The sequence below is a fragment of the Methylobacterium sp. Gmos1 genome (genome assembly GCF_053764715.1).
In genome coordinates this window covers 170,983-192,499 of the sequence record NZ_JBSNCC010000010.1, presented here as the reverse complement: position 1 = coordinate 192,499, position 21,517 = coordinate 170,983, and the positions used below count along the sequence as shown (strand labels likewise).

Annotated in this window: 15 protein-coding genes; 4 read left to right on the top strand and 11 right to left on the bottom strand. The window is 71.4% G+C overall.

Annotation, left to right across the window (positions count from 1 at the left end):
- Positions 1-22: 22 nt before the first annotated feature.
- The 3 genes from ACS5PV_RS19875 to ACS5PV_RS19865 all read right to left on the bottom strand — a co-directional run bounded on the left by ACS5PV_RS19875 (position 23) and on the right by ACS5PV_RS19865 (position 4,639).
- The gene (locus ACS5PV_RS19875) at positions 23-1,252 is read right to left on the bottom strand and encodes a UDP-phosphate alpha N-acetylglucosaminyltransferase (protein ID WP_455397065.1); all 1,230 of its coding nucleotides are present in this window, start codon (positions 1,250-1,252) and stop codon (positions 23-25) included.
- Positions 1,249-3,216 carry a GumC family protein gene (locus tag ACS5PV_RS19870; protein WP_455397064.1) on the bottom strand — a complete coding sequence of 656 codons (1,968 nt, stop codon included), beginning with the start codon at positions 3,214-3,216 and terminating at the stop codon, positions 1,249-1,251. Before ACS5PV_RS19870 ends, ACS5PV_RS19875 begins: the two co-directional genes overlap by 4 nt.
- 238 nt (positions 3,217-3,454) lie before the next feature.
- Positions 3,455-4,639, bottom strand: coding sequence for an acyltransferase family protein (locus ACS5PV_RS19865; RefSeq protein WP_455397063.1), 1,185 nt, complete (start codon positions 4,637-4,639; stop codon positions 3,455-3,457).
- Positions 4,640-4,833: 194 nt separating this feature from the next.
- Here ACS5PV_RS19865 and ACS5PV_RS19860 point away from each other — a divergent pair, with 194 nt between their 5' ends.
- Positions 4,834-5,088, top strand: coding sequence for an acyl carrier protein (locus tag ACS5PV_RS19860; protein ID WP_455397062.1), 255 nt, complete (start codon positions 4,834-4,836; stop codon positions 5,086-5,088).
- 221 nt (positions 5,089-5,309) lie between these two features.
- Here the strand turns inward: ACS5PV_RS19860 and ACS5PV_RS19855 are convergent, their stop codons facing one another.
- The 5 genes from ACS5PV_RS19855 to nth all read right to left on the bottom strand — a co-directional run bounded on the left by ACS5PV_RS19855 (position 5,310) and on the right by nth (position 11,944).
- Positions 5,310-5,687: a hypothetical protein gene (locus tag ACS5PV_RS19855; protein WP_455397061.1), complete on the bottom strand. Its 378-nt coding sequence runs from the start codon at positions 5,685-5,687 to the stop codon at positions 5,310-5,312.
- Positions 5,688-5,713: 26 nt separating this feature from the next.
- The gene (locus ACS5PV_RS19850; protein ID WP_455397060.1) at positions 5,714-8,851 is read right to left on the bottom strand and encodes an efflux RND transporter permease subunit; all 3,138 of its coding nucleotides are present in this window, start codon (positions 8,849-8,851) and stop codon (positions 5,714-5,716) included.
- Positions 8,852-8,863: 12 nt separating this feature from the next.
- Positions 8,864-10,591 (bottom strand): efflux RND transporter periplasmic adaptor subunit, encoded by a 1,728-nt coding sequence (locus ACS5PV_RS19845; RefSeq protein WP_455397059.1) that lies wholly within the window; start codon positions 10,589-10,591, stop codon positions 8,864-8,866.
- 89 nt (positions 10,592-10,680) lie between these two features.
- The gene (locus ACS5PV_RS19840) at positions 10,681-11,112 is read right to left on the bottom strand and encodes a hypothetical protein (RefSeq protein WP_455397058.1); all 432 of its coding nucleotides are present in this window, start codon (positions 11,110-11,112) and stop codon (positions 10,681-10,683) included.
- A 46-nt stretch (positions 11,113-11,158) separates the two neighbouring features.
- On the bottom strand, positions 11,159-11,944 hold the full coding sequence (gene nth, locus ACS5PV_RS19835) for an endonuclease III (RefSeq protein ID WP_455397057.1): 786 nt from the start codon (positions 11,942-11,944) through the stop codon (positions 11,159-11,161).
- A gap of 20 nt (positions 11,945-11,964) precedes the next feature.
- Here nth and ACS5PV_RS19830 point away from each other — a divergent pair, with 20 nt between their 5' ends.
- Positions 11,965-12,501 (top strand): DUF2244 domain-containing protein, encoded by a 537-nt coding sequence (locus ACS5PV_RS19830; RefSeq protein WP_455397056.1) that lies wholly within the window; start codon positions 11,965-11,967, stop codon positions 12,499-12,501.
- Positions 12,502-12,564: 63 nt separating this feature from the next.
- Here the strand turns inward: ACS5PV_RS19830 and recD2 are convergent, their stop codons facing one another.
- The 3 genes from recD2 to ACS5PV_RS19815 form a co-directional block, all read right to left on the bottom strand.
- The gene (gene recD2, locus ACS5PV_RS19825) at positions 12,565-14,817 is read right to left on the bottom strand and encodes an SF1B family DNA helicase RecD2 (protein WP_455397099.1); all 2,253 of its coding nucleotides are present in this window, start codon (positions 14,815-14,817) and stop codon (positions 12,565-12,567) included.
- A gap of 69 nt (positions 14,818-14,886) precedes the next feature.
- Entirely contained in the window at positions 14,887-15,735 is an 849-nt protein-coding gene (locus ACS5PV_RS19820; RefSeq protein WP_455397055.1) for an FkbM family methyltransferase, read from the bottom strand.
- 118 nt (positions 15,736-15,853) lie between these two features.
- Positions 15,854-16,495, bottom strand: coding sequence for a DedA family protein (locus ACS5PV_RS19815; RefSeq protein WP_455397054.1), 642 nt, complete (start codon positions 16,493-16,495; stop codon positions 15,854-15,856).
- Between the two features lie 292 nt (positions 16,496-16,787).
- On the opposite strand from ACS5PV_RS19815, the gene ACS5PV_RS19810 reads away from it, so the two are divergent.
- The gene (locus tag ACS5PV_RS19810; protein ID WP_455397053.1) at positions 16,788-18,149 is read left to right on the top strand and encodes an MdtA/MuxA family multidrug efflux RND transporter periplasmic adaptor subunit; all 1,362 of its coding nucleotides are present in this window, start codon (positions 16,788-16,790) and stop codon (positions 18,147-18,149) included.
- Between the two features lie 235 nt (positions 18,150-18,384).
- Complete coding sequence (locus ACS5PV_RS19805) at positions 18,385-21,504, top strand: MdtB/MuxB family multidrug efflux RND transporter permease subunit (RefSeq protein ID WP_455397052.1); 3,120 nt, start codon at positions 18,385-18,387, stop codon at positions 21,502-21,504.
- The last annotated feature ends 13 nt before the right edge of the window (positions 21,505-21,517 follow it).

Below are 21,517 nucleotides of genomic sequence, written 5' to 3'. Positions count from 1 at the left end.
CGGACCTTTGCTTAAGACCGGGTTAACGCCCCGCCTCCTCCGGCCCCGCCCCGTCCGCCACTCCCATCATGAACCACACCAGCGCGGCGGTCTTGATCGAGTACGGCGAGTCGCTGATGACGAGGAGCAGACAGAGATAGATCGCCATCGCGCAGCGCAGGCGCCAGCCGTCGGGGTTGCGCGCCGGCATCAGGACGAACAGGCCCCAGGCGACCAGCGCGCCCACCACCCCGAGCTGGGTCAGGGTGTAGGCGTAGCCGGAATCCGACAGGAATATCTTGTCGGGCATGATGCCCCACACGCCCTCGGGCGGCAGGGAGGTGATGAGGAGCGCGGCCCAGAGCAGGCGGCCCGCCATGTCGTTCTGCCAGCTCGTCTGGAGGCTCTCGAAGCCGTAGACCGCGAGCGCGAGCAGGATCGTGAACGGCAGGGCGATCCACAGCAGGCGCGGCAGGCGGTAGCCCACCAGCATCGCCCCGGCGATGGCGACGCAGACGTAGGCGCCGAAGCGCGCATCGGCCAGGATGATGGTGATGGCGGCGCAGAGGAACAGCCAGATGCGCCCGCGCATGGTGCGCCGGTAGAGCGCCCAGGCGAACAGCACGGCGCCGAAATTGCCGGCCGAGACCGGCTCGAGGAAGACCGACGAGACCCGGTGCGGCCCGAGGAACGGCAGGATGGAGCGGGAATCCGGCCGGATGCCCGAGGTGAACAGCGAGCCGGTCAGCTCGCTGATCTCCGACGCCGACATGCTGCCGCGGGCGACGTAGTAGCGGACGATGTTGAAGTATTGCTGGTAGACGTCGAACAGGCCGTACTCGAACAAACCCATCACCACCACGATGATGCCGCTGGCCAGCACCACCCGGTCGGCGTCGCGCAGGGACGGGCTGCGGGTGCCGAGGCCGTAGAACACGACCGGGATCAGGAAGTCGCGGATGCCCTTGACGTCGGGGTTGCCGCGCAGGGTGACGAGGAGCAGCCCGTAGGTCACGAGCCCGGCGAGGACGAGCCACGGGCCCGGACGCTCGTCGAGGGCAAAGCCCAGGGTGACGGCGATGATCGCCACCTCGGCGCCAATGACGGTGCCGCCGCTGACCGGGAACCCGGCGGTGTTGAGGAAGCAGAGCGCGGCGTTGAAGACGAGCGCGCCGACCAGCACCGCGAACGCGACCCGGCCCTGGAGAGGCGCGCGCCAATCGGCGGCGGGCGCGGCCGAGGGCGCCAGGCCGACATCCAGGCCGGCATTCATGCCGCCCGGACCTGCCCGGTCACCGCCCGCGCCGGCACCCGCCTGGGCCGGGTGATGGCCCGCCGCGCCTCGACCGTGACGAGGCCGAACAGCCCCTGCGCCCGGAACCGGCCGGCGCCGTCCAGGGTCTCGAGCAGGCGTTCCAGGCGGCTGCGGGTCATCCGCCCGGGGGCGACGACGAGGAGGATCGCGTCGGAGGTCTCGGGGATCGAGAGCCAGCCGTCGCCGCGGGCGAGGTCGCGCTCCGCCACGATGATCTCGGGCCGGGCCATGCGCTCGATCCCGCGGACGGGCTCGATCACGGCGATCTGGCCGCGCACGGGCGCGTCGGTGCACGGGCCGTCGCCGAAGCCGAGGCGGGCATAGGCCTGCTCGGGCACCATCAGGGCCGGCTCGCCGAGGCGCACCAGCAGGTCGGCGAGGATCTCCGCCGCGTGCAGGCGCTCGGATGCGAGCCCGTCCGAGGCCACGGTGACGATCACCGGCTGGCCGCGGCCGGCGAAGCGGTTGCGCAATTCGCGCGCCGCGGTGACGAGCGCCTCCTCGGCGCTGGTCCCGCCCCGGCCCCGCCGTTGCAGGCGCGCCCAGACCGGCGCCGCGGTGCCGAACCCCGAGACGGTCGTGATGTTGCCGCGCCAGAGATCGTAGAGGAAGCCGAGGATCAGCCCGAGCACGGCGCCGAACAGCCCGGCGGCCACCACCACTACCGGCGCCGGGGTGTCCGAGGGCTTCAAGGGCGGGGTGGCGCGCGACACGATCTGCGAGTTGCTCGGGTTGATCGATTGCTGCTGCTCCAGGTCCTTCGTCCGGTCGAGGACGAGGTTGTAGGTGCGCCGGATCGCCTCCGCCTCGCTCTCGAGCTGGCGCAGGCGGATGCCCTCCTGGTTGCTGCTGGTCTGGTTCTGGATCAGCCGCTCGGCCCGGCCGCGCAGCTGGCGCAGCGACTCCTCGGAGCGGCGCAGGTCCTCCTCGATGGTGCGGCGGATCCGCTCGGCCTCCAGGGCGATCAGCCGCGCGGTCGCGGCGCGCTGGGCTGCGAGCGCGATCATCTGCGGGTGGCTCGGCCCGAGGCTGCGCGACAGGGTCGCGGTCTCCTGGAGGGTCTGGGCGTACTGGGTGCGCAGCGAGACCATCACGGGCGAGGTGTCGGCCTCCGGTACCGCCTGGACCTGGCCGTCGGGCGCGCGCAGCTGGCGCACCTGCTCGCGCCGGGACGAGAGCCGGGCGACGTTGGTCTCCGCGACGGTGATCTGGGCGTAGAGCTCCTTGATCTGCTGCGACACCAGGAGGCCGGCTTCGCCGGAGCCGATCAGCCCCTTCTCGGCTCGGTAGCGCTCCACCGCCACGTCGGCCCGGTTGAGCTGGGCGCGCAGGTCGGCGGCCTGGGTCAGCAGCGCCTCGTTGGCCCGGCGCACCACCGAGACCCGGTCCCGGGCGCCGACCTCGAAGAACTGCGCCGCGACGGTGTTGGCGATCTCGGCCGCGCGCCGCGCGTCCGGATAGGCGACGGTGAGCTGGAAGTTGAACGAGTTGTCGACCCGGCGCACTACGATGCGCTTGCGCAGGGCCTCGAGGGCGACCACCGCCGGATCGGCGCCGGGCGGGGCGCCCCGGACCAGCACCGGGTCCGTCGCGAGGCCGAGCTGCGCGATCACCGGGTCGAGGAGCTTGCCCGAGAGCAGGACGAGCCCCTGGCTCTCGAGGTTGGCGAAGTCGAGCTGGGCCGGCGCGTCCGGGCGCGACAGGCCGCGCCCGACGATCTGGAGCGCCTGCGGGTCGATCAGGAGCTCGACCGTCGCGCGGTAGGTCGGCACCTGCCGCAGCGCGTAGAGCCCCCCGAGCGACGCCATCACGCCGGCGCTCGCGACGATCCACACCGCGCGCCGGCGGGCCGATCCCCACAGGTCCGCCAGCGTGCCGCCGGTCCTGCGGGGGATGGCCGCGGCGGGCTCTGCCGTCGACATCTGGTGTCCCTGCCTCATGCGACTTCCGATTGACTGTCTGGCCATGCGGAAATCTGCTCCGCTCGTCCGTCATGCGGGCCGATCGCGGGCGCCGGGGACAATCGTCTCCAGACGGGGTCCGCTCCTCAACCATCCCTGATCCGGCAGGGCACGATGAGGAACTTAATCGTCATTCGGTTACCGATCCGGCAGCCGTTTCCGCCGCCGGGCCATCCCAAACTGAGACAGGCCGCGTCGTTCAGCGCGATGCCAGGGCGGCCATGGACTCCGGGGCGCGGGCGGCGGGTGCGGCGAGGCCGGCGTCGATGCGCTTGAACCAGGCGAGCGCCGGGCGCTCGACGAACCGGTGACTGAGGGCGGCGAGCGGCACCGTGAGCGCCACCAATGCGGCGGCGGCCGCGAGGTTGGCAGTCCCGGATCCGAAATCGACGACGCGGTCGTGCCCGTGCACCACCGTGAGGGCCAGCCCGGTGCGCGCCTCGATCGCGTGGACCGTCGCCATGAAGACCTGGATCGCCGGAAGGTGCAGGAGGTAGATCGAGAACGACCACAAGCCGAGGCGCTGCGGAACCCGGGTCCGGGCGAGGTCCGACACGGCGCCGCCCTGGTGCGAGAACAGCGCGATCATCGCCGCGAAGGCGAGGCTCGCGCCGTAGCCGAGGGGGCCTTGCGGGAGCAGCAGCACGAGGGCCGGCAGGACGAGAATCGCCAGGATCTCGGCCGGGGTCGCGGCTCGGCGCGGCAGGCGCAAGCCGTCGCGCAGGGTGTAGACGAGGCAGCCGAGGAACAGGTCGAACAGGCAGCGCACGATGCCGAAGTTCTGGATCACGAACAGCGTGCGCGGGCTCGACCACCACAGGGCGAGCGCGGAGACGCCGGCGAGCCCGGCGAAGACGAGGCGGTGCCTGGGGCCCGCCACCATCACGATTCCCGCCAGCAGGATCGAGGCCCAGAACTCGACCGCGATGCTCCAGGACGGGAAGTTCCAGCTGTACTCGCCGAAGGTGCGGAAGTTCTGCAGCAGCAAGAGGTGGGTGACGATCTCGACCGGCCGGTGCTCGGGCCCGAAGGGCGGCGTCGCGACCGGGGCGCCGGCATGGTGGGCGAGGGCGAGGACGCGCAGCCCTTCGAGCAGGACCAGGAGCCCGAGCGTCGCGGCGTGCAGCGGCCAGAGCCGGCCGAGGCGCATCAGCCCGAAGCGCAGGACCTGCCGGCCCGTCGCCAGCCGGTCGCCGTAGGCGTGCAGCAGCACGAAGCCCGACAGCACGAAGAACACGTCGACGCAGAGTTGCAGGTTCGGGAACCAGGCCTGCTGCTGCCACGGATGCGCCAGCGGCATGTGGAAGAACGCGACCGCGAGGGCGCAGACCCCCCGCCCGGCATCCAGCGCCTCGAACCGCTTCGATCCCTCGCCTCCGCGCATCGCCCGCCACCCGTGCCGTTCTCGAACAATCCTGTCCGGTCCGGGGATGCCGGGCCGAGGCTCGTGCTCCAGTGCGCAGGATCGGTGCCGGGTGGTGCGGCGAAACTACCGAGGGACGACAGGAGCCGCGAAACGGGTTTGATTTCCGGCTTGTGTCTGTCTAAGCTTGGCCATGACGAGAGCGAGGACGAGCGATGGTGTCTGCCGATGAAATCCGGGTGATCCTGGCGCGCCACGGCACCCTCGCCCGCAACATCGCCCGTCTCTCGGACGACGATTGCCTGTTCGACAACGGGCTCGACTCGTTCGGCGCGGTCCAGGTGATGATGGACCTGGAAGAACATTTCGACGTCGAGTTCCCGGAGCACCTGCTCGGCCGCGAGGTCTTCTCGACGGTGCGCAATATTCAGGCCTTCGTGGCGGCGCAGGTGCTGCGGCAGGCGGCGTGATCGGACGGTCGCTGTCGAGACTCTGATCGATTTGTCTCTCGCGATGTCCACACCCTCCTGGTCATTCCGGGCTCCGGTACGCGGCCCCGGAATGACCAGGAGGGTAGCGATTCCGCCGACCGACTCGAACAGACCCTGACACGTTTCACCCTTTCCGGGCCCGGAAAGGGGAGGGGCGTGACGGCAAGAGTCCCCGCCGCTCCCACCACCGGATTCCCCGCTCAGTTGAACTTCCCGCTCGCCGCCGCACCGTCCGGACCGGTGATCTGCACCACGCCCTTCGGGTTCGCGCCGAGCGCCACCTCGGCCTCGCCGGTGAGCCGCGCCGCGGCCGGGGTCAGGACCACGCGGGCGGGCTTGCCGCCGACGACCAGGATCGCCGTGCCCTTGAAGCCGGCGGGAGAGACGGCTTTCTCCTTGGCGTCGTAGATCGTGACCTCGACGGTCCTGTCCTTCGTCACCAGCTCGATGTGGTAGGGCCCGGCATCGGCCACGCGGCCGCCATTGTGCCCGGTGCCGTCATGGGCGCAGGCGTGGCGCGCGCAGAGCGGCAGGGCGAGGGCCAGGGCGCCGGCGGTGAGGATTCGTCTGAACGGCATCGCGTCTCTCGTGGCGTGAGGGGGATTCAGTAGAGGTCGGCTGGCGCGGCGCCCGCGGGCGCCCTGCGCGTCGCGGTCTCGCGGGCCGCCATCAGGCGCTCCAGCGGCTTGCGGCCGAAGCGCAGGAGCAGCACCGGGGTCAGCAGCGCGTCGAGCAGGGTGGCGCTGACGAGCCCGCCGAAGATCGTCACCGCGACCGGGTGCAGGATCTCCTTGCCGGGGCTCGCCGCATCGTAGAGGAGCGGCACCAGGGCGACGCCGGCCGAGAGCGCGGTCATCAGCACCGGGGTCAGCCGCTCCAGGCTCGCGCGCACCACGAGGTCGGGGCCGAACGGCACGCCCTCGTGGAGGGCGAGGTTCAGGGTGTGGCTGACTTTTAGGATGCCGTTGCGGGCCGCGATGCCGGTGAGCGTGATGAAGCCGATCATCGAGGCGACCGAGAGCGGCTGCCCCGCGAGCCACAGGGCCGCCACCGAGCCGATGAGCGCCAGCGGCACGCTGCCGAGGATGATGAGCGCGAGCGCCCCCGAGCGGTAGCGGCTGGCGAGCAGCGCGAAGATCAGCCCGAGCGAGACGAGCGACAGCGCCCCGATGGTACGGCTCGCCTCCTCCTGCGCCTGGAACGTGCCCTCGAGGCTGGCAAAGACCCCCGGCGGCAGGGTCTCGGCGGCGATAGTCCTCCGGATCGCGGCGACGATCTCCGCCATGTCGGACCCCGCGGTGGTGTTCGCCATCACGACGAGGCGCCGGCGGCCGTTCTCGCGCAGGATCTGGTTCGGGCCGTCGGTCTCGCGGATGTCGGCGACCTGGCGCGCCGGCACCCAGCCCGACGGCGTCTCGATCAGGAGGTCGCCGAGACCCGCGGTGGTGCGCTGCGCCTCGGGGAGCCGCAGCACCACCTCGAAGCGGCGGTAGCCGTCGACCACCGTTGAGACGAGGCGGCCGTTGGAGAGCCGGCTGATCTGCTCGACGACCGCCGCCGGCTGCACGCCGTAGAGCGCCGCCCGTCCGTAATCGACCCGGATCTCGAGCTGCGGGATCCGGGTCTGCTTCTCGACCTGGAGGTCGGCGAGGCCCGGGATCGCCCGCATCCGCTCCTGGAGACCTGCCGCCACCCGGCGCAAGCCGTCCAGGTCCTCGCCGAAGATCTTGAGGGCGATCTCGGCCCGGACGCCGGAGAGCATGTGATCGAGCCGGTGCGAGATCGGCTGCCCGACATTGACCGAGACCGGCAGCACCGCGAGCCGGTTCCGGATCTCGGCCACGAGGTCCGCCTTCGGCCGGCCGCCGCCTTTGAGCGCCACCTCGAGATCGGAGGAATGGACGCCCTCGGCGTGCTCGTCGAGTTCGGCCCGGCCGGTGCGCCGGCCGACCGCCGCGACCTCCGGGATCTCCATCAGGAGCCGCTCGGCGATCGAGCCCACCCGGCTGCTCTCGGGCAGCGAGATGCCGGGGGTGAAGGCCATGGTGACGGTGAACGAGCCCTCGTTGAACGGCGGCAGGAAGGCCCGCGGCAGCTGGGCGGCGGCGACGCCCGCGCCCACCACGAGGGCGGCGACCGCGCCGACGAGGATCCGCTGGTGGCGGAACACGATCCGGAGCGCGGCGGCGTTGGCGCGCTTGAGCGCCCGGATGAAGCGGCTTTCGTGCTCATCCAGGCTCTTCATCCCGGGCAGCAACCAGGAGGCGAGGACCGGCGTCAGGGTGATCGAGACGACGAGGCTCGCCAGGATCGACACGATGTAGGCCTGGCCGAGCGGCGCGAAGAGCCGCCCCTCGATGCCCGAGAGGGCAAACAGCGGCACGAAGACCAGGACGATGATCGCGGTCGCGTAGACGATGCCGGAGCGCACCTCGTTCGAGGCCGCGACCACGACCTCGAAGACCGAGCGCGGGTTGCCGGCGGCCCGGTTCTCGCGCAGCCGCCGGAAGATGTTCTCGACGTCGACCACCGCGTCGTCGACGAGCTCGCCGATCGCGATGGCGAGCCCGCCGAGCGTCATGGTGTTGATCGACAGCCCGAGGAGATGGAACACCAGCGCCGTCGTCAGGATCGACACGGGGATTGCCGTCAGCGAGATCAGGGTGGTGCGGACGTTCAAGAGGAAGCAGAACAGCACGATCGCCACCACGGCGATCGCCTCGACCAGCACCCGCTCGACGTTGGCGATCGAGGTCTCGATGAAGTCGGCCTGGCGAAACAGGATCTTGTCCGCCGAGATGCCGGCGGGCAGCGAGGGCGCGATGTCCTTCAGCGCCGCCTCGATGCTGCGGGTCAGCGCCACGGTGTCGACGTCGGGCTGCTTCTCGACCGAGACGATCACCGCCGGCTTGCCCTGGTAGCCGCCCTCGCCGCGCTTGGCCTTGGCCGCGAAGGAGACCTCCGCCACCTGGCGCAGGCGCACCGGGGCGTTGCCCGTGGCCCCCACCACGAGGTCGCGCAGATCCTCCAGGCTCATCGTGCGGGCGAGGTTCCGGATCAGGTACTCGCGCGAATACTGGTCGGTGAAGCCGCCGCCGGCATTGGTGCCGAATTGCTGGAGCGCGGCGTCGAGCTGGGCGTTGGTGAGCCCGAGCGCCCGCATCGCCGCCGGGTTCGGCGCGACGCGGAACTGGCGCACCTCGCCGCCGATCGGGATCACCTGCGCCACGCCCGGCAGGTTAAGGAGGCGGGGCCTGAGCACGAAGTCGGCGGTCTCGCGCAGCTCCATCGGCGACAGGCTCTCGCCCGTCACCGCGATCAGCAGCACCTGGCCCATGATCGAGGAGACCGGGCCCATCTGCGAGGTCACCCCGCGGGGGAGCTGATCCTGGACCAGGGCCAGCCGCTCGGCGACCTGCTGGCGGTTGCGGTAGATGTCGGTGCCCCAGGCGAACTCGACGTAGATCACCGACAGGCCGACGCCCGAGACCGAGCGCAGCCGGGTCACCCCGGGTAGGCCGTTGAGCCGGGTTTCGATCGGGTAGGTCACCATCTGCTCGACCTCCGGGGGCGCGTAGCCCTCGGCCTCGGTCATGATGGTGACGGTGGGACGGTTGAGGTCAGGGAAGACGTCGACCGGCAGCCGCGTGAGGCTGAACGCCCCGTACAGCACCAGCACGGCGGCGATCGCCAGGACCAGCAGGCGGTTGCGCAGGGATTGCGTGACCAGGACGGAGAACATCGCGGCCTCTCCCTACCGGACCTGGTCCAGGAGCTCGGCGCCCTGGACCACCACGCGGGTGCCGGGCTTGACCCCGGCCTCGACCAGCACCCGCGCCCCGTCGAGGGGCGCGACCCGCACCGGCCTCGCCTCGTAGCGCTCGGCGGCGGTGTGGGCGTAGACCACGTCCTGGCCGTTGGCGGTGCGCACCACGCTTCCCCGCGGCAGGGCGAGGCCGCTCTGCTCGGCGTCGGTGGCGGCGAGCACGGTGACGAACTGGCCGACCCGCAGGCCCTCCGATCCGCTCTGAATCGCGAACTGAACCGGAATCGCCTGGTTGCGGTCGGCCAGCCCCGCGCCCTGGTAGGCGAGCGGCAGGCTGCGCCCGTCGGCGAGCCGGGCGGTCGCGTCGGATGCCGGAGTCAGGGCGTCGAAGCTCAGGGCCTCGACCCAGAGCCTTGCCGGATCGACGATCTGGAAGACCATCTGGCCGGGATTGGCCATCTGGCCGGCGATTGCGGCGGCTTCCGCGATCACCCCGCCGACGGGGGCGACCAGCACTTCGGGATCCTGGCGGATGCGGTCGAGGGCGCCGCGGCGGTCCTTCAAGCCCTTCAGCTCGTCCTGCGCCTCGTCGAGCTGGACCTGCGAGACCGCGCCGCCAGGGCTAAGCTTGAGGTACCGGTCGACCCGGCGCTGGACGATGGCGATCTGCTGGTCGAGCTCGCCCTGGCGCTGGCGCATGTCGGAGAGATCCACCCGCTGCACCGGCGGGGTGACGAGGGCCAGCACCTCGCCCGGGCGCACCCGGGTGCCGAGGCGCGGGAAGCTGCCCGAGGGCGGCGGCGCCAGACGCCCGCCGACGGAGGATTGTACCACGCCGCTGGCATTCGGGTCCGGGATGATTCGGCCGGGCAGCGACACGGTGCGGCGGAACGCGCCCTCCGCCGCGATCTGCGTGCGCAGGGAGAGCAGGCGCTGGGTGGGTTTGGGCACGAACACCGCCCCGTCGGAGAGGCGCTGGGCGAGGTCGGTGGGCGGCGGGACGAAGGCGGCGCGGGTCTCCGGATGATCCCCTTCATGCGCGAAAGCGGTGGCGCCGAGCACCAGGCTCGCGGCCAGCACCAGCACGGCGACGACCGGCGCGCGGCGTCCGGCCCGCATCAGCCCCATCGCGACCAAGCCGAGCACGAAGCCGCCCGCGGCGGCGAGGCCGGCGCCGGGATCGCGCGCGGCGAGCCGGTCGATCAGGCGTTCGGCGAGCGTCTGCACCCAGCCCTCGCCCTCGTGATCGTGCCGAGCGTCCGCGGCTTCGGCGGGCTTCGGCAGCGCGACCGCCAGCGGCAGCACGTCCACCTCGCCGCCCGCCGTCACCGTGACAACGAGGTCGAGGTGATCTCGGCCGGGGTCGCGCTTGGCGAGCCACGGCGCGGCGAGGCGGTAGCTTCCGTCCGGGGCGGCCTCGGCCGTCGCGGGACCGGCCGGGGTCTCGACCTCCAGGGTGGCGTCTGCGATCGGTTCGCCGGTGGCGAAGCGGTCGAGATAGAGCACCAGGGCGTCGCCCCGGGGGATCGCCACCAGCTCGAAGGCGGCGGAGGCCGCCTCGCCGCGGGGCGCGATGGTCTTCGAGACCGGCGCCTGGGGCGCGCCATGGTCGTGGCCCTCGTGGGCCTGTATCGGGGCAGGCAGGAACGGCAGCGCCGTGAGGGCGAGCGCCACGGCGAGCGCGCGCGGCGCGGCCGGCAACCGGAACGGAAACATCGGGGGAAAAACCTTCGCGAGCGGACGTCGAGGGGCGCCCGCGGGAGCGTCCGCCGGTCAGGGCGGCGCGCCGGCGCGGGGCGCGGGCGTCAGGCGAAGGGCCGCGGGGGTCGCGCGGGGGAATCCGGCGCGATGCCGGCGGGCAGCGCGTCCTCGGCGGTCGCGAGGCGGCGGGCCGGACGGGCGCCCGGGAACGCCGCCAGGCTCTCGGGCAGCAGCCCGGGCACGCAGCAGGAGGCGCCCATCAGGCAGCACAGCCCGTTGCAGGGCCGGGCGGCCGGTGCCTCGTCCGGATCCGCGGCAGTCAGGCGCGGCGCTTGCGCGGCCGCGCGGGCCTCGGCCAGCGTCAGCGCCGTCGCCGCGGGCGCGTCGAGGGACGGGCCGTGATGGGCGTGGCCCTGATGCGCATGCCCTTGATGGGCTTGCGCTGACGACACCCCGACCAGCGGCGCGCCGAGGCACGCGGCGATCAGCACGATCACCACGGCGAGCAGGCGCGCGAGGGGGCGGGGCGGAGTCATGGCGCCAGATTACCAGATTCCGGACCGGAGGGAAGCGCGAGCGGCCTCAGCCGGGCCCGGGGGTCTTGTCCGGGTAGCGGCACAGGTCGGCGATCGGGCAGCGCCAGCATTCGGGTTTGCGCGCCTTGCAGACGTAGCGCCCGTGCAGGATCAACCAGTGATGGGCGTTGAGGCGGTAGGGCTCGGGCACGATCGCCTCCAGCCCGGCCTGGACCTTGTCGGTTGTGGAGCCGGGCGCCAGCGGCACACGGTTCGAGACCCGGAAGATGTGGGTGTCGACCGCGATGGTCGGCTCGCCGAAGGCGACGTTGAGCACGACGCTCGCGGTCTTCTTGCCGACGCCGGGCAGCACCTCCAGGTGCTCGCGGGCGCGGGGCACCGCGCCGCCATGTTCCTCGATCAGGATGCGCGAGAGCGCGATGACGTTCTTGGCCTTGGTGTTGAACAGCCCGATCGTGCGGATGTGGTGGCGCACCGTCTCCTCGCCGAGCGCCAGCATCGCCGCCGGATTGTCGGCGAGCGCGAAGAGCGGCGCGGTGGCGAGGTTGACGCTCTTGTCGGTGGCCTGCGCCGAGAGCACCACCGCGACGAGCAGCGTGTAGGGATTGAGGTATTCGAGGTCCGAGCGCGGCTCCGGGTTGGCGGCGCTCAGGCGCGCGAAGATCTCGGCGAGCGTCGCGGCGTCGACCGGCTCCGGCGTGATGGCGCCGGCGGTCAGGGGCTTGACCAGCCCCGCCTTGACCTGCCCCGCCTTGGCGAGACCACCCTTCGCGGGACCGCCCTTGGCCGGTGCGGTGATTTTGTCGGGGGCGGGCGGCTTCCGGCGAGTCATGCGCGCCTTATATTGTGCGCATGGCAAGCGGCAAGGCACCGGACGACGCACGCGCGCGGCACCCCTACGGGCGTGACCCGGACGCGATCGAGCGCCCGGTCTTCTCGGCGACCATCCGGCCGCATTGCTCGCTGTCGCGCCTCGGCTTCCGGGTCGTGATGGCGGCCTGCAGCGGCGTCGCGCTGGTCACCGGCATCGCCTTCCTGCAGATGGGGATGTGGCCGGTCACCGGCTTCTTCGGCCTCGACATCGCTGCCCTGTGGCTGGCGCTGACGCTGAACGCCCGCCGCGGCCGCTCCTTCGAGGAAGTCGTGATCAGCCAGATCGAGGTGCTGGTCGCGCGCGTCAGCCACCGCGGCGAGCGGGCCGAGTGGCGCTTCAATCCGCTCTGGACCCGGCTGCACAAGGTCGAGGATGAGGAATACGGGCTCCTGTCCCTGTCCTTCGTCTCGCGCGGCCAGCGGGTGCTGGTCGCCCGCGACGCTTCCCCGACGGAGCGGCAGACGGTGGCCGACGGGCTGACGCGGGCGCTCGCCGAGGTGAAGAAGGGGTATTGACCGGCTGGATTTCGCGAATCATCCCCTTCTTTCCCGGACGACCGGATCTCCTTTCGCTTCGTGTCACTCGTCCGGGAAAGGGGAGAGGGTTGTCTGACCGGGCTGGCGTCGCGGCTGACCCGGGCGCTTCCTCGCCGGCTTCTGCAGCCACTCCGCCAGCTTCGTGTGCCGCGGCCTCGCCCCACCCCGCACCGCGATCGCTACCGCGCGGGTCTGGGCCACCAGCACTACCAGCCGCTTGCCCCGGGTCACGCCCGTATAGAGCAGGTTGCGGGCGAGCATCGTGTAGTGCTGGAGCGCCACCGGGATCACCACCGCCGGATATTCCGACCCTTGCGACTTGTGGATCGTGATCGCGTAGGCCGGGCTCAGGGCGTCGAGCTCCTCGAACGGCCAGGTCACCTCGCGGCCCTCGAATCCCGCCGTGAGCACGCCGTCCTCGGGATCGACCCGCAGCACCACCCCGAGATCGCCGTTGAAGACCTCGCGGTCGTAGTCGTTCTGGCCCACCATCACCCGCTCGCCGGGCGCGAAGACCCAGCCGAAGCGCTCGACCGAGACCGGCGGGTTCGGGTTCAGCACCCGCTGGAGCGCCTGGTTGAGGTGGCGGCTCCCGAGCGCCCCGCGGGTCATCGGGCAGAGCACCTGCACGTCGCGGACCGGATCGAGGCCGAAGCGGCGCGGGATGCGGCGCGTGACGATCTCGACCAGCTTCTCGGCCCCGGCCTCGGGATCGTCGATCCGCACCACGAAGAAGTCGCCGTCGGGGGTGTCCGCGCCCTCCGGCATCTGCCCGGCATTGATCCGGTGGGCGCCCGTGACGATGCGGCTCTCCGCGGCCTGGCGGAACACTTCGGTGAGACGCGCCACCGCGACGCGGCCCGAGTCGATCACGTCGGCGAGCACCCGGCCGGGGCCGACCGAGGGCAATTGATCGACGTCGCCGACGAGCCAGAGGGCGGCGTGGCGCGGCAGGGCGCGGGTGAGCGCGTTCATCAGCGGCACGTCGATCATCGAGGCCTCGTCCAGCACCAGGAGATCGCAGGACAAAGGCGAGTGCTCGTTCCGCTGGAAGCCGCCGTGGCGCGGGTCGATCTCGAGCAGGCGGTGGATGGTCTTCGCCTCGCGGCCGGTCTGCTCGCTCATCCGCTTGGCGGCCCGGCCCGTGGGGGCGGCGAGCAGCACCGCGGCCCCGGCCTCGTCGAGCATCCGCAGCAGCGCGTCGAGCGTGCTGGTCTTGCCGACCCCGGGCCCGCCGGTCATCACCGCGACCTTGGCGCTCATCAGCGTCGCGGCCGCCGCCCGTTGCGAGGGCGAGAGCGCCCGGCCGGTCGCGGCCTCGACCCGCGCCAGCGCCGCCGGCGCGTCGACCTCGTCCCAGGGTAGCGGCGCGTCGTCGAGGGCGACCAGCCGCTCGGCGATTGTCCGTTCCGCCGCGTGCAGGCCGCGCAGGAAGAGGTGGGGCACGTCGGCGATCGTGTCCATCACCACCGACTCGCCGCCGATCTCCTCGACCAGGGCTGTGCGCAAGAGACCCGTCTCGACCGAGAGCAGGTCGGCGGCCCGCGCGATCAGGTCCGGCACCGGCAGGGCGCAGTGGCCGTCATCCATCGCCGCCTGGAGCGCGTAGGCGAGGCCGGCGCGCAGGCGCGCGGGCGCGGTCGGCGGCAGGCCGAGCTTTGCGGCGATCGAATCCGCGGTACGAAATCCGATGCCGCGCACGTCGCGGGCCAGCCGATAGGGATCCTCGGTCATCACCCCGACCGAGTCGGTGCCGTAGGTCTTGTAGATCCGGACCGCCCGGGCGGTGCCGACGCCGTGAGCGTGCAGGAAGACCATGATCTCCCGCACCACCTTGTGCTCGGCCCAGGCCGCCGTGATCCGCGCGGCCCGCGTCGGGCCGATCCCCTGCACCTCGGTCAGGCGCTCAGGTGAAGCCTCGATCACCGCGAAAGTGTCGGCCCCGAAGGCCGCGACGATGCGCTTGGCCATCTCGGGGCCGATGCCGCGCATCTGGCCCGAGGCGAGATAGCGGCCGATGCCCTCGACGCCCGTGGGCGGCGTCGCCGCCAGCGTATCGGCGCGGAATTGCAGCCCGTGCTCGCGGTCGCTGACCCAGGCGCCGGTGGCGGTCACCCACTCGCCCGCCGCCACGGCCGGCGCGTGCCCGATCACCGCCACGAGGTCGCGCCGGCCCCGCGCCTTGACCTTCAGGACGCAGAACCCGCTCTCGGCGTTGTGGAAGGTGACGCGCTCGATCGACCCGGCGAGGGCGTCGGGGGAGCGGGAGCGCGGGGGAGCGGCGAGGGCGGCCATCGGCACGCCTTCACATCGGGAAGGAACGGGGAGGCCGCAAGGGCCGCCCTGCTACAAGCGGCCGCCCCGCTACCCCTCGCGCTCGAAGATCAGGTTCAGCCGGGTCTTGGCGATGCGGCGGTAGCCGTGGCGGGCGAGGAGGGCCGCGAGGTCGGTCTGCCACAGGTCGGTGCCGTCCTCGACGACGAGGAGGCGGGGGAGCAGGGAGGGCGGCGCCTGGCGCAGGAACGGCTCGAGGATCAGGTCCTCGGCGCCCTCGACGTCGAGCTTGACCGCGTCGAGCCGGGTCAGGCCCTCGCCGCGCACCAGGTCGAGGAGCGGGACCGCCGGCACACGGATCGCCGCGCCCTCGCTGGTGCCCACCACCTTCAGGCTCGATTCGCCGCGGTTGCGCGGATCGACGAACAGGGTCATCTCGCCGGCCTTGTCGGCGACCGCGCAGGCCACCGCCTTGATCGAGCCGAACGGGTTCTGGGCGATGTTGAAGGTGAGCTTGTCGAAGATGTCGGGCTGCGGCTCCACCGCCAGGATCCGCGCGCCGGGGCCGGCGGTGGCGGCGACGAATAGCGCGTAGGCGCCGACATTCGCCCCGATGTCGAGGAAGACGCAGTCCGGCCCGATCCGCTCGGCGAGGATTTTTCTCTCCAGCGGGTCGAAGAACTGCGGGGTGAAGAGCACCTTCTTCTCGCAGTTGTTGTTGTAGGGGTGCAGCCGCATCCGTGCGCCGTAGCGCTCGACGTCGAGGGGCCGGCCGCGCAGCAGGCGGATGGCGCAGCGCCGCAGGAGCAGGGCGAGGCGCCGGGCGCGCCAGCTCTCGTCGGGCAGGCGCTCGGTGCGCGAGACGATCCAGCGCACGAGCCCGGCGGGCGCGTAGGTACCGAAGGGTTGGGTGGCGAAGGATTGGGTGGGCTGTGTCATCGGGCCGGTTCGACGCCGCGGCACGCCGCGGCCGCCCCGCGCGGCGGCGGGGCGGTGGAGGTCTCGTTGCGCGCCTCATGCCACCCGCGGCCGCGGGCGGCAATGCGCGGGGCGGCGTTCAGGCGAGGGGGCCGGGGATCGCGGCTTCCGCCTCGTTCGTCAGCCGCGCCTCGTGCCGGCGCACGAACAGCCACAGGGCGATGCCGCCGAACACCACGAAGGCGAGCAGCCCGAGGCCGATCGGCCCGACGACGTGCTCGATCGAGCGGCCGCACAGATAGGCGCCGAAGCCCATCAGCGAGGCCCAGGCGATGCCGCCGGCGGCGTTGAACAGGAAGAAGCGGCGGGCGTCGAACTGGTTCACCCCGGCGAGCAGCGCCGCATAGGCGCGCAGCATCGCGGTGAAGCGGCCGAAGAACACGATCTTGCCGCCGTGGCGCTGGAACAGGTACTGGCCGAGCTTGAGCCGGCGGTGGTCGAGGGCGATCTTCGAGCCGTGCTTGAGCAGCAGCGGCATGCCCCAGCGCCGGCCGACCCAGTAGCCGAAATTGTCGCCGATGATCGCCGCGAGCGCCGCCGCCAGCACCACGAGCCCGATGCGCAGCTGCCCGGTCGAGCCGGCATAGACGGCGGCCGAGATCAGCGCGGTCTCGCCCGGCATCGGCACGCCGGCGCTCTCGAGGGTGATGACCAGGAAGATCGCCCAGTAGCCGTACTGGGAGATCAGGTCGGCGACCGGAAGGTCGTGGAGGAAGTGCATTCTGGTACCGTGTACGATCGATGCAGGGCGGCGCCGTGTCGCGCCCCCGGACCTTCAGATAAGCGTGCGGATCGTGGCTCTTCCAGGGCGCCGTTCAGCAATCGTGAGGCAACATCGCGGTCGTACTGGCGACGCATTGCCGTGCGGAAAGGGCCGGTGCAGGGGCCCCTCCGGCTCGCGGGCGACGTGCCGCAGGCGTCGTTGCGGGTTGCCGGTACGACATGAGGGGCATCGCGGGGGCGCGAGTCAGGTTTTCCGAATCAGGTTGTCCAAGTCCGGGTTGTCCAGGTCGATGAACGAATTGTCTCCCATCCGGACCGACGACGCGGTCGAGGCGCCGCGCCGCCGGCGCGGCCGCGGGCCGCTCTGGTTCCTGGTGCTGCTGGTGCTCGCCGGCGGCGGCTACTGGGCCTATCGCACCTACTTCCCGGACGGGTTCAGGAAGGCCGAGACGCAGCAGGCCGCCACCGGCCGGCGCGGTGGCGGGCGCCGGGGCGGCGGTGGCGAGGGCCCGCAGGCGATCGGCGTCGCCACCGTGCAGAAGGGCGAGATGCCGGTGGTGCTCTCCGGCCTCGGCACCGTGACCCCGCTCGCCACCGTGACGATCCGCTCGCAGGTGAGCGGCTACCTGACCCAGATCGGCTTTCGCGAGGGCCAGACCGTCAAGGCCGGCGACTTCCTGGCGCAGATCGACGTGCGGCCCTACGAGGCGCTGCTGGCGCAGTACCAGGGCCAGCTCCTGCGCGACCAGGCCCTGTTGCAGAACGCGCGCCTGGATCTCACCCGCTACCAGACCCTGAACCGCCAGGATTCGATCTCGAAGCAGAACGTCGACACCCAGGCCGCCACGGTCAAGCAGTACGAGGGCGTCGTCGCCTCCGACCAGGCGCAGATCGACCAGCAGAAGCTCAACATCCAGTACGGTCGCATCACTTCTCCCGTCGAGGGCCGGGTGGGCCTGCGCCAGATCGACCAGGGCAACTACGTCACCGCCGCCTCGACCGGCATCGTCGTCGTGACGCAGCTCCACCCGATCTCGGTGCTGTTCACCCTGCCCGAGACCGTGCTGTCGCGGGTGATGGACCGGCTTCGCGCCGGCGCCACCCTGCCGGTGCGGGTCTTCGACCGCTCCGACACCACCGAGATCGCCCGGGGCAACCTCGACACCGTCGACAACCAGATCGACGTGACGACCGGCACGGTGAAGCTGCGGGCGCTGTTCCCGAACAAGGACGACCGGCTGTTTCCCAACCAGTTCGTCAACGCCCGCCTCGACGTTGACACCGTGCGCGACGCCGCACTCGTGCCGGCGGCGGCCGTTTTGCGCGGCACGCCCGGCACCTACGTCTACCTGCTCACGGGCGAGGACAAGGTCGCGGTGCGCCCGATCGAGATCGGCGAGAGCGACGGCGTGCGGACCGTGGTGACCAAGGGGCTTTCGGTCGGCGACCGGGTGGTGGTCGACGGCACCGACCGGCTGAAGGACGGGGCGCAGGTGCGCGTCACCGGCGGGCGGCCGGAGAGGGCGGCGGAGGCGAAGCCGGCGGAGGGGAGCAAGGCGGCGGAGGGGGAGGGCGCAGCCCAGCCGAAGCCGGAGACTCCCCGTCCCGAGGGCGAGCGCCCGCATCGTCGCCGGCAGAGCCAGAACCCGTGACCATGACGAGGCACGCCGCCCTGATCCCTCCCCCCTCTGCGGGGGAGGGTGCCCCACGGAGTGGGGCGGGAGAGGGGAACCCCGTTCCCGGAGAGGTCGCGCGCGTCATGAAGGGCGCCACCTGGACCAGCGTCGCGCTGCCCCTCTCCCGGCTCGCTCCGCTCGCCACCCTCCCCCGCAGAGGGGGGAGGGTTGAGCACGCACGGCTGTCCGTGAACTGTGATCGCACGCCCAGATGAACCCCTCCCGCCTGTTCATCCTGCGCCCCGTCGCGACCACGCTGCTGATGCTGGCGATCCTGCTCGTCGGCATGATCTCCTACTTCAACCTGCCGCTCTCGGCGCTGCCGTCCGTCGACTACCCGACGATCCAGGTCCAGACCTTCTACCCGGGAGCGAGCCCCGAGGTGATGACCTCGGCGGTGACGGCGCCGCTCGAGCGGCAGTTCGGCCAGCTCGCCAACCTCAACCAGATGACGTCGCAGTCCTCGGCCGGCGCCTCCGTCATCACGCTCCAGTTCAACCTCGATCTCGGCATCGACATCGCCACGCAGGAGGTCCAGGCCGCGATCAACGCCGCCGGCAACCTGCTGCCCGGCGACCTGCCGGCGCCTCCCGTCTACGCCAAGGTCAACCCGGCCGACGCGCCGATCCTGACGCTCGCACTCACCTCCAAGACCCTGGCGCTGACGCAGGTGCGGGACCTCGCCGAGACGCGTCTGGCGCAGAAGATCAGCCAGGTCTCGGGCGTCGGCCTCGTCTCGATGGCGGGTGGGCAACGGCCGGCGGTGCGGGTGCGCTTCAACGCCTCGGCGCTCGCGGCCTACGGCCTCAACATCGACGACCTGCGCACCACCATCAACAACCTCAACGTCAACACCCCGAAGGGCTCGATCGACGGGCCGACCCAGTCCTTCACCATCAACGCCAACGACCAGATCCGCGACCCCGGCGCCTACCGCGACGCGGTGATCGCCTACCGCAACGGCGCGCCGGTGCGGCTCTCGGCGGTGGCCGAGGTGGTGGAGGGGGCCGAGAACACCCAGCTCGGCGCCTGGATGGACACCACGCCCGCGGTGATCCTCAACATCCAGCGCCAGCCCGGCGCCAACGTGATCGCGGTGGTCGACCGGATCAAGGCGCTGCTGCCCCAGCTCCAGGCCACGCTCCCGGCGGCGATCCAGGTCACCCCGCTCACCGACCGCACGGTGACGATCCGCGCTTCCGTCGAGGACGTGCAGTTCGAGCTTCTCCTCGCCATCGCGCTGGTGGTGCTGGTGATCTTCCTCTTCCTGCGCTCGCTGCCCGCGACCCTGATCCCGAGCCTGTCGGTGCCGCTGTCGCTGGTCGGCGCGCTCGCGGTCATGGACCTGTGGGGCTTCTCCCTCGACAACCTGTCGCTGATGGCGCTCACCATCGCGACCGGCTTCGTCGTGGACGATGCGATCGTCGTCATCGAGAACATCGCCCGCCACGTCGAGGAGGGCGACAGCCCGATGGAGGCGGCGCTCAAGGGCTCGCGCGAGATCGGCTTCACCATCATCTCGCTCACCGTGTCGCTCCTGGCGGTGCTGATCCCGCTCCTGTTCATGGGCGAGGTGGTGGGGCGTCTGTTCCACGAATTCGCCATCACGCTGGCGGCCACCATCGTCATCTCCGGCGTCGTCTCGCTGACGCTGGTGCCGATGCTGTGCGCACGCCTCCTGCGCCACCAGCCGCCTCAAGGTCGCGCCGCCGGGCGGATCGGCAGTGCAGGGCGCCGGCTGATGGAGGGCGGCATCGCCTTCTACGGCCGCACCCTGCGGGGCGTGCTCGCCCACCAGTGGCTGACGCTGCTGGTGGCGATCGGCACCCTCGTGCTCACCGTCTACATGTACGTCGTGATCCCGAAGGGCTTCTTCCCGGTCCAGGACACGGGCCTGATCCAGGGCATCACCCAGGCCGACCAGACCGTCTCCTACGGCGCCATGGCCGAGCGGCAGCAGCGGCTGGCGGATGCGATCCTCAAGGACCCGGACGTGGTCAGCCTGTCGTCGTTCATCGGCGTCGACGGCCAGAACGTGACGCTCAATTCCGGCCGCTTCCTCATCAACCTGCGCCCGCGGGAGGAACGAGCGGAGAATGCGAGCGCGATCATCCGGCGCATCGGCGCCCGGGTCGCGAACGTGCCGGGCATCGCCCTGTTCATGCAGCCGGTCCAGGACCTCACCATCGACACGGCGGTGAGCGCCACCCAGTACCAGTTCATCCTGGAGAACCCGGACCCCGCCGCCTTCGACACCTGGGTCCCGCGCCTCGTCGACCGGCTGAAGCAGATTCCCGACCTCGCCGACGTCGCGAGCGACCGGCAGGCGAGCGGGCTGTCGGCCTACATCACCATCGATCGCGCCACGGCCGGCCGCTACGGCATCACCCCGGCCTCCGTCGACAACGCGCTCTACGACGCCTTCGGCCAGCGCATCATCTCGACGATCTTCACCCAGTCGAACCAGTACCGGGTGATCCTGGAGGCCGATCCCGAGCTGCACCGCACCCTTGAATCGCTGCAGCGAATCTACCTGCCGTCCTCCACCGCCACCAACGGCCAGGTCCCGCTCACTGCCATCGCCCAGGTGAGCGAACGGCGCGCGCCCCTGCTCGTCAGCCATCTCGGCCAGTTCCCGGCGACCACGATCTCGTTCAACCTCGCGCCCGGCGCCTCGCTGGGTCCCGCGGTGGCGGCAATCAAGGCGGCGGAGCAGGAACTCGGGATGCCCGACAGCTTCCGGCTGATCTTCCAGGGCTCGGCGCTCGCCTTCCAGGCCTCGCTCGACAACACCCTGTTCCTGGTGCTCGCCGCGATCGTCACGGTCTACATCGTGCTCGGCGTGCTCTACGAGAGCTTCGTCCACCCGATCACGATCCTCTCCACCCTGCCGTCGGCCGGCATCGGGGCGCTTGCCGGCCTGATGCTGTTTTCGCACGACCTCGACATCATCGGCATCATCGGCATCGTGCTGCTGATCGGCATCGTGAAGAAGAACGCCATCATGATGATCGACTTCGCGCTTCAGGCCGAGCGCGAGGAGGGCATGACCCCGCGCGACGCGATCTACGAGGCCTGCATTCTGCGCTTCCGCCCGATCCTGATGACGACCTTCGCGGCGCTCTTCGCCGCGATCCCGCTGATCCTCGGGACGGGAACGGGATCGGAGCTGCGCCAGCCGCTCGGCATCTCGATCGCCGGCGGGCTGATCGTGAGCCAAGTGCTCACGCTCTACACCACGCCGGTGATCTACCTCGCCTTCGACCGTCTGGGCCGGTGGTTCTCCGGACGGCGGGGCAGCGGGCTGGCGCCCGGGGAGGCGGTACCGTGAGGGTCGCGACGGC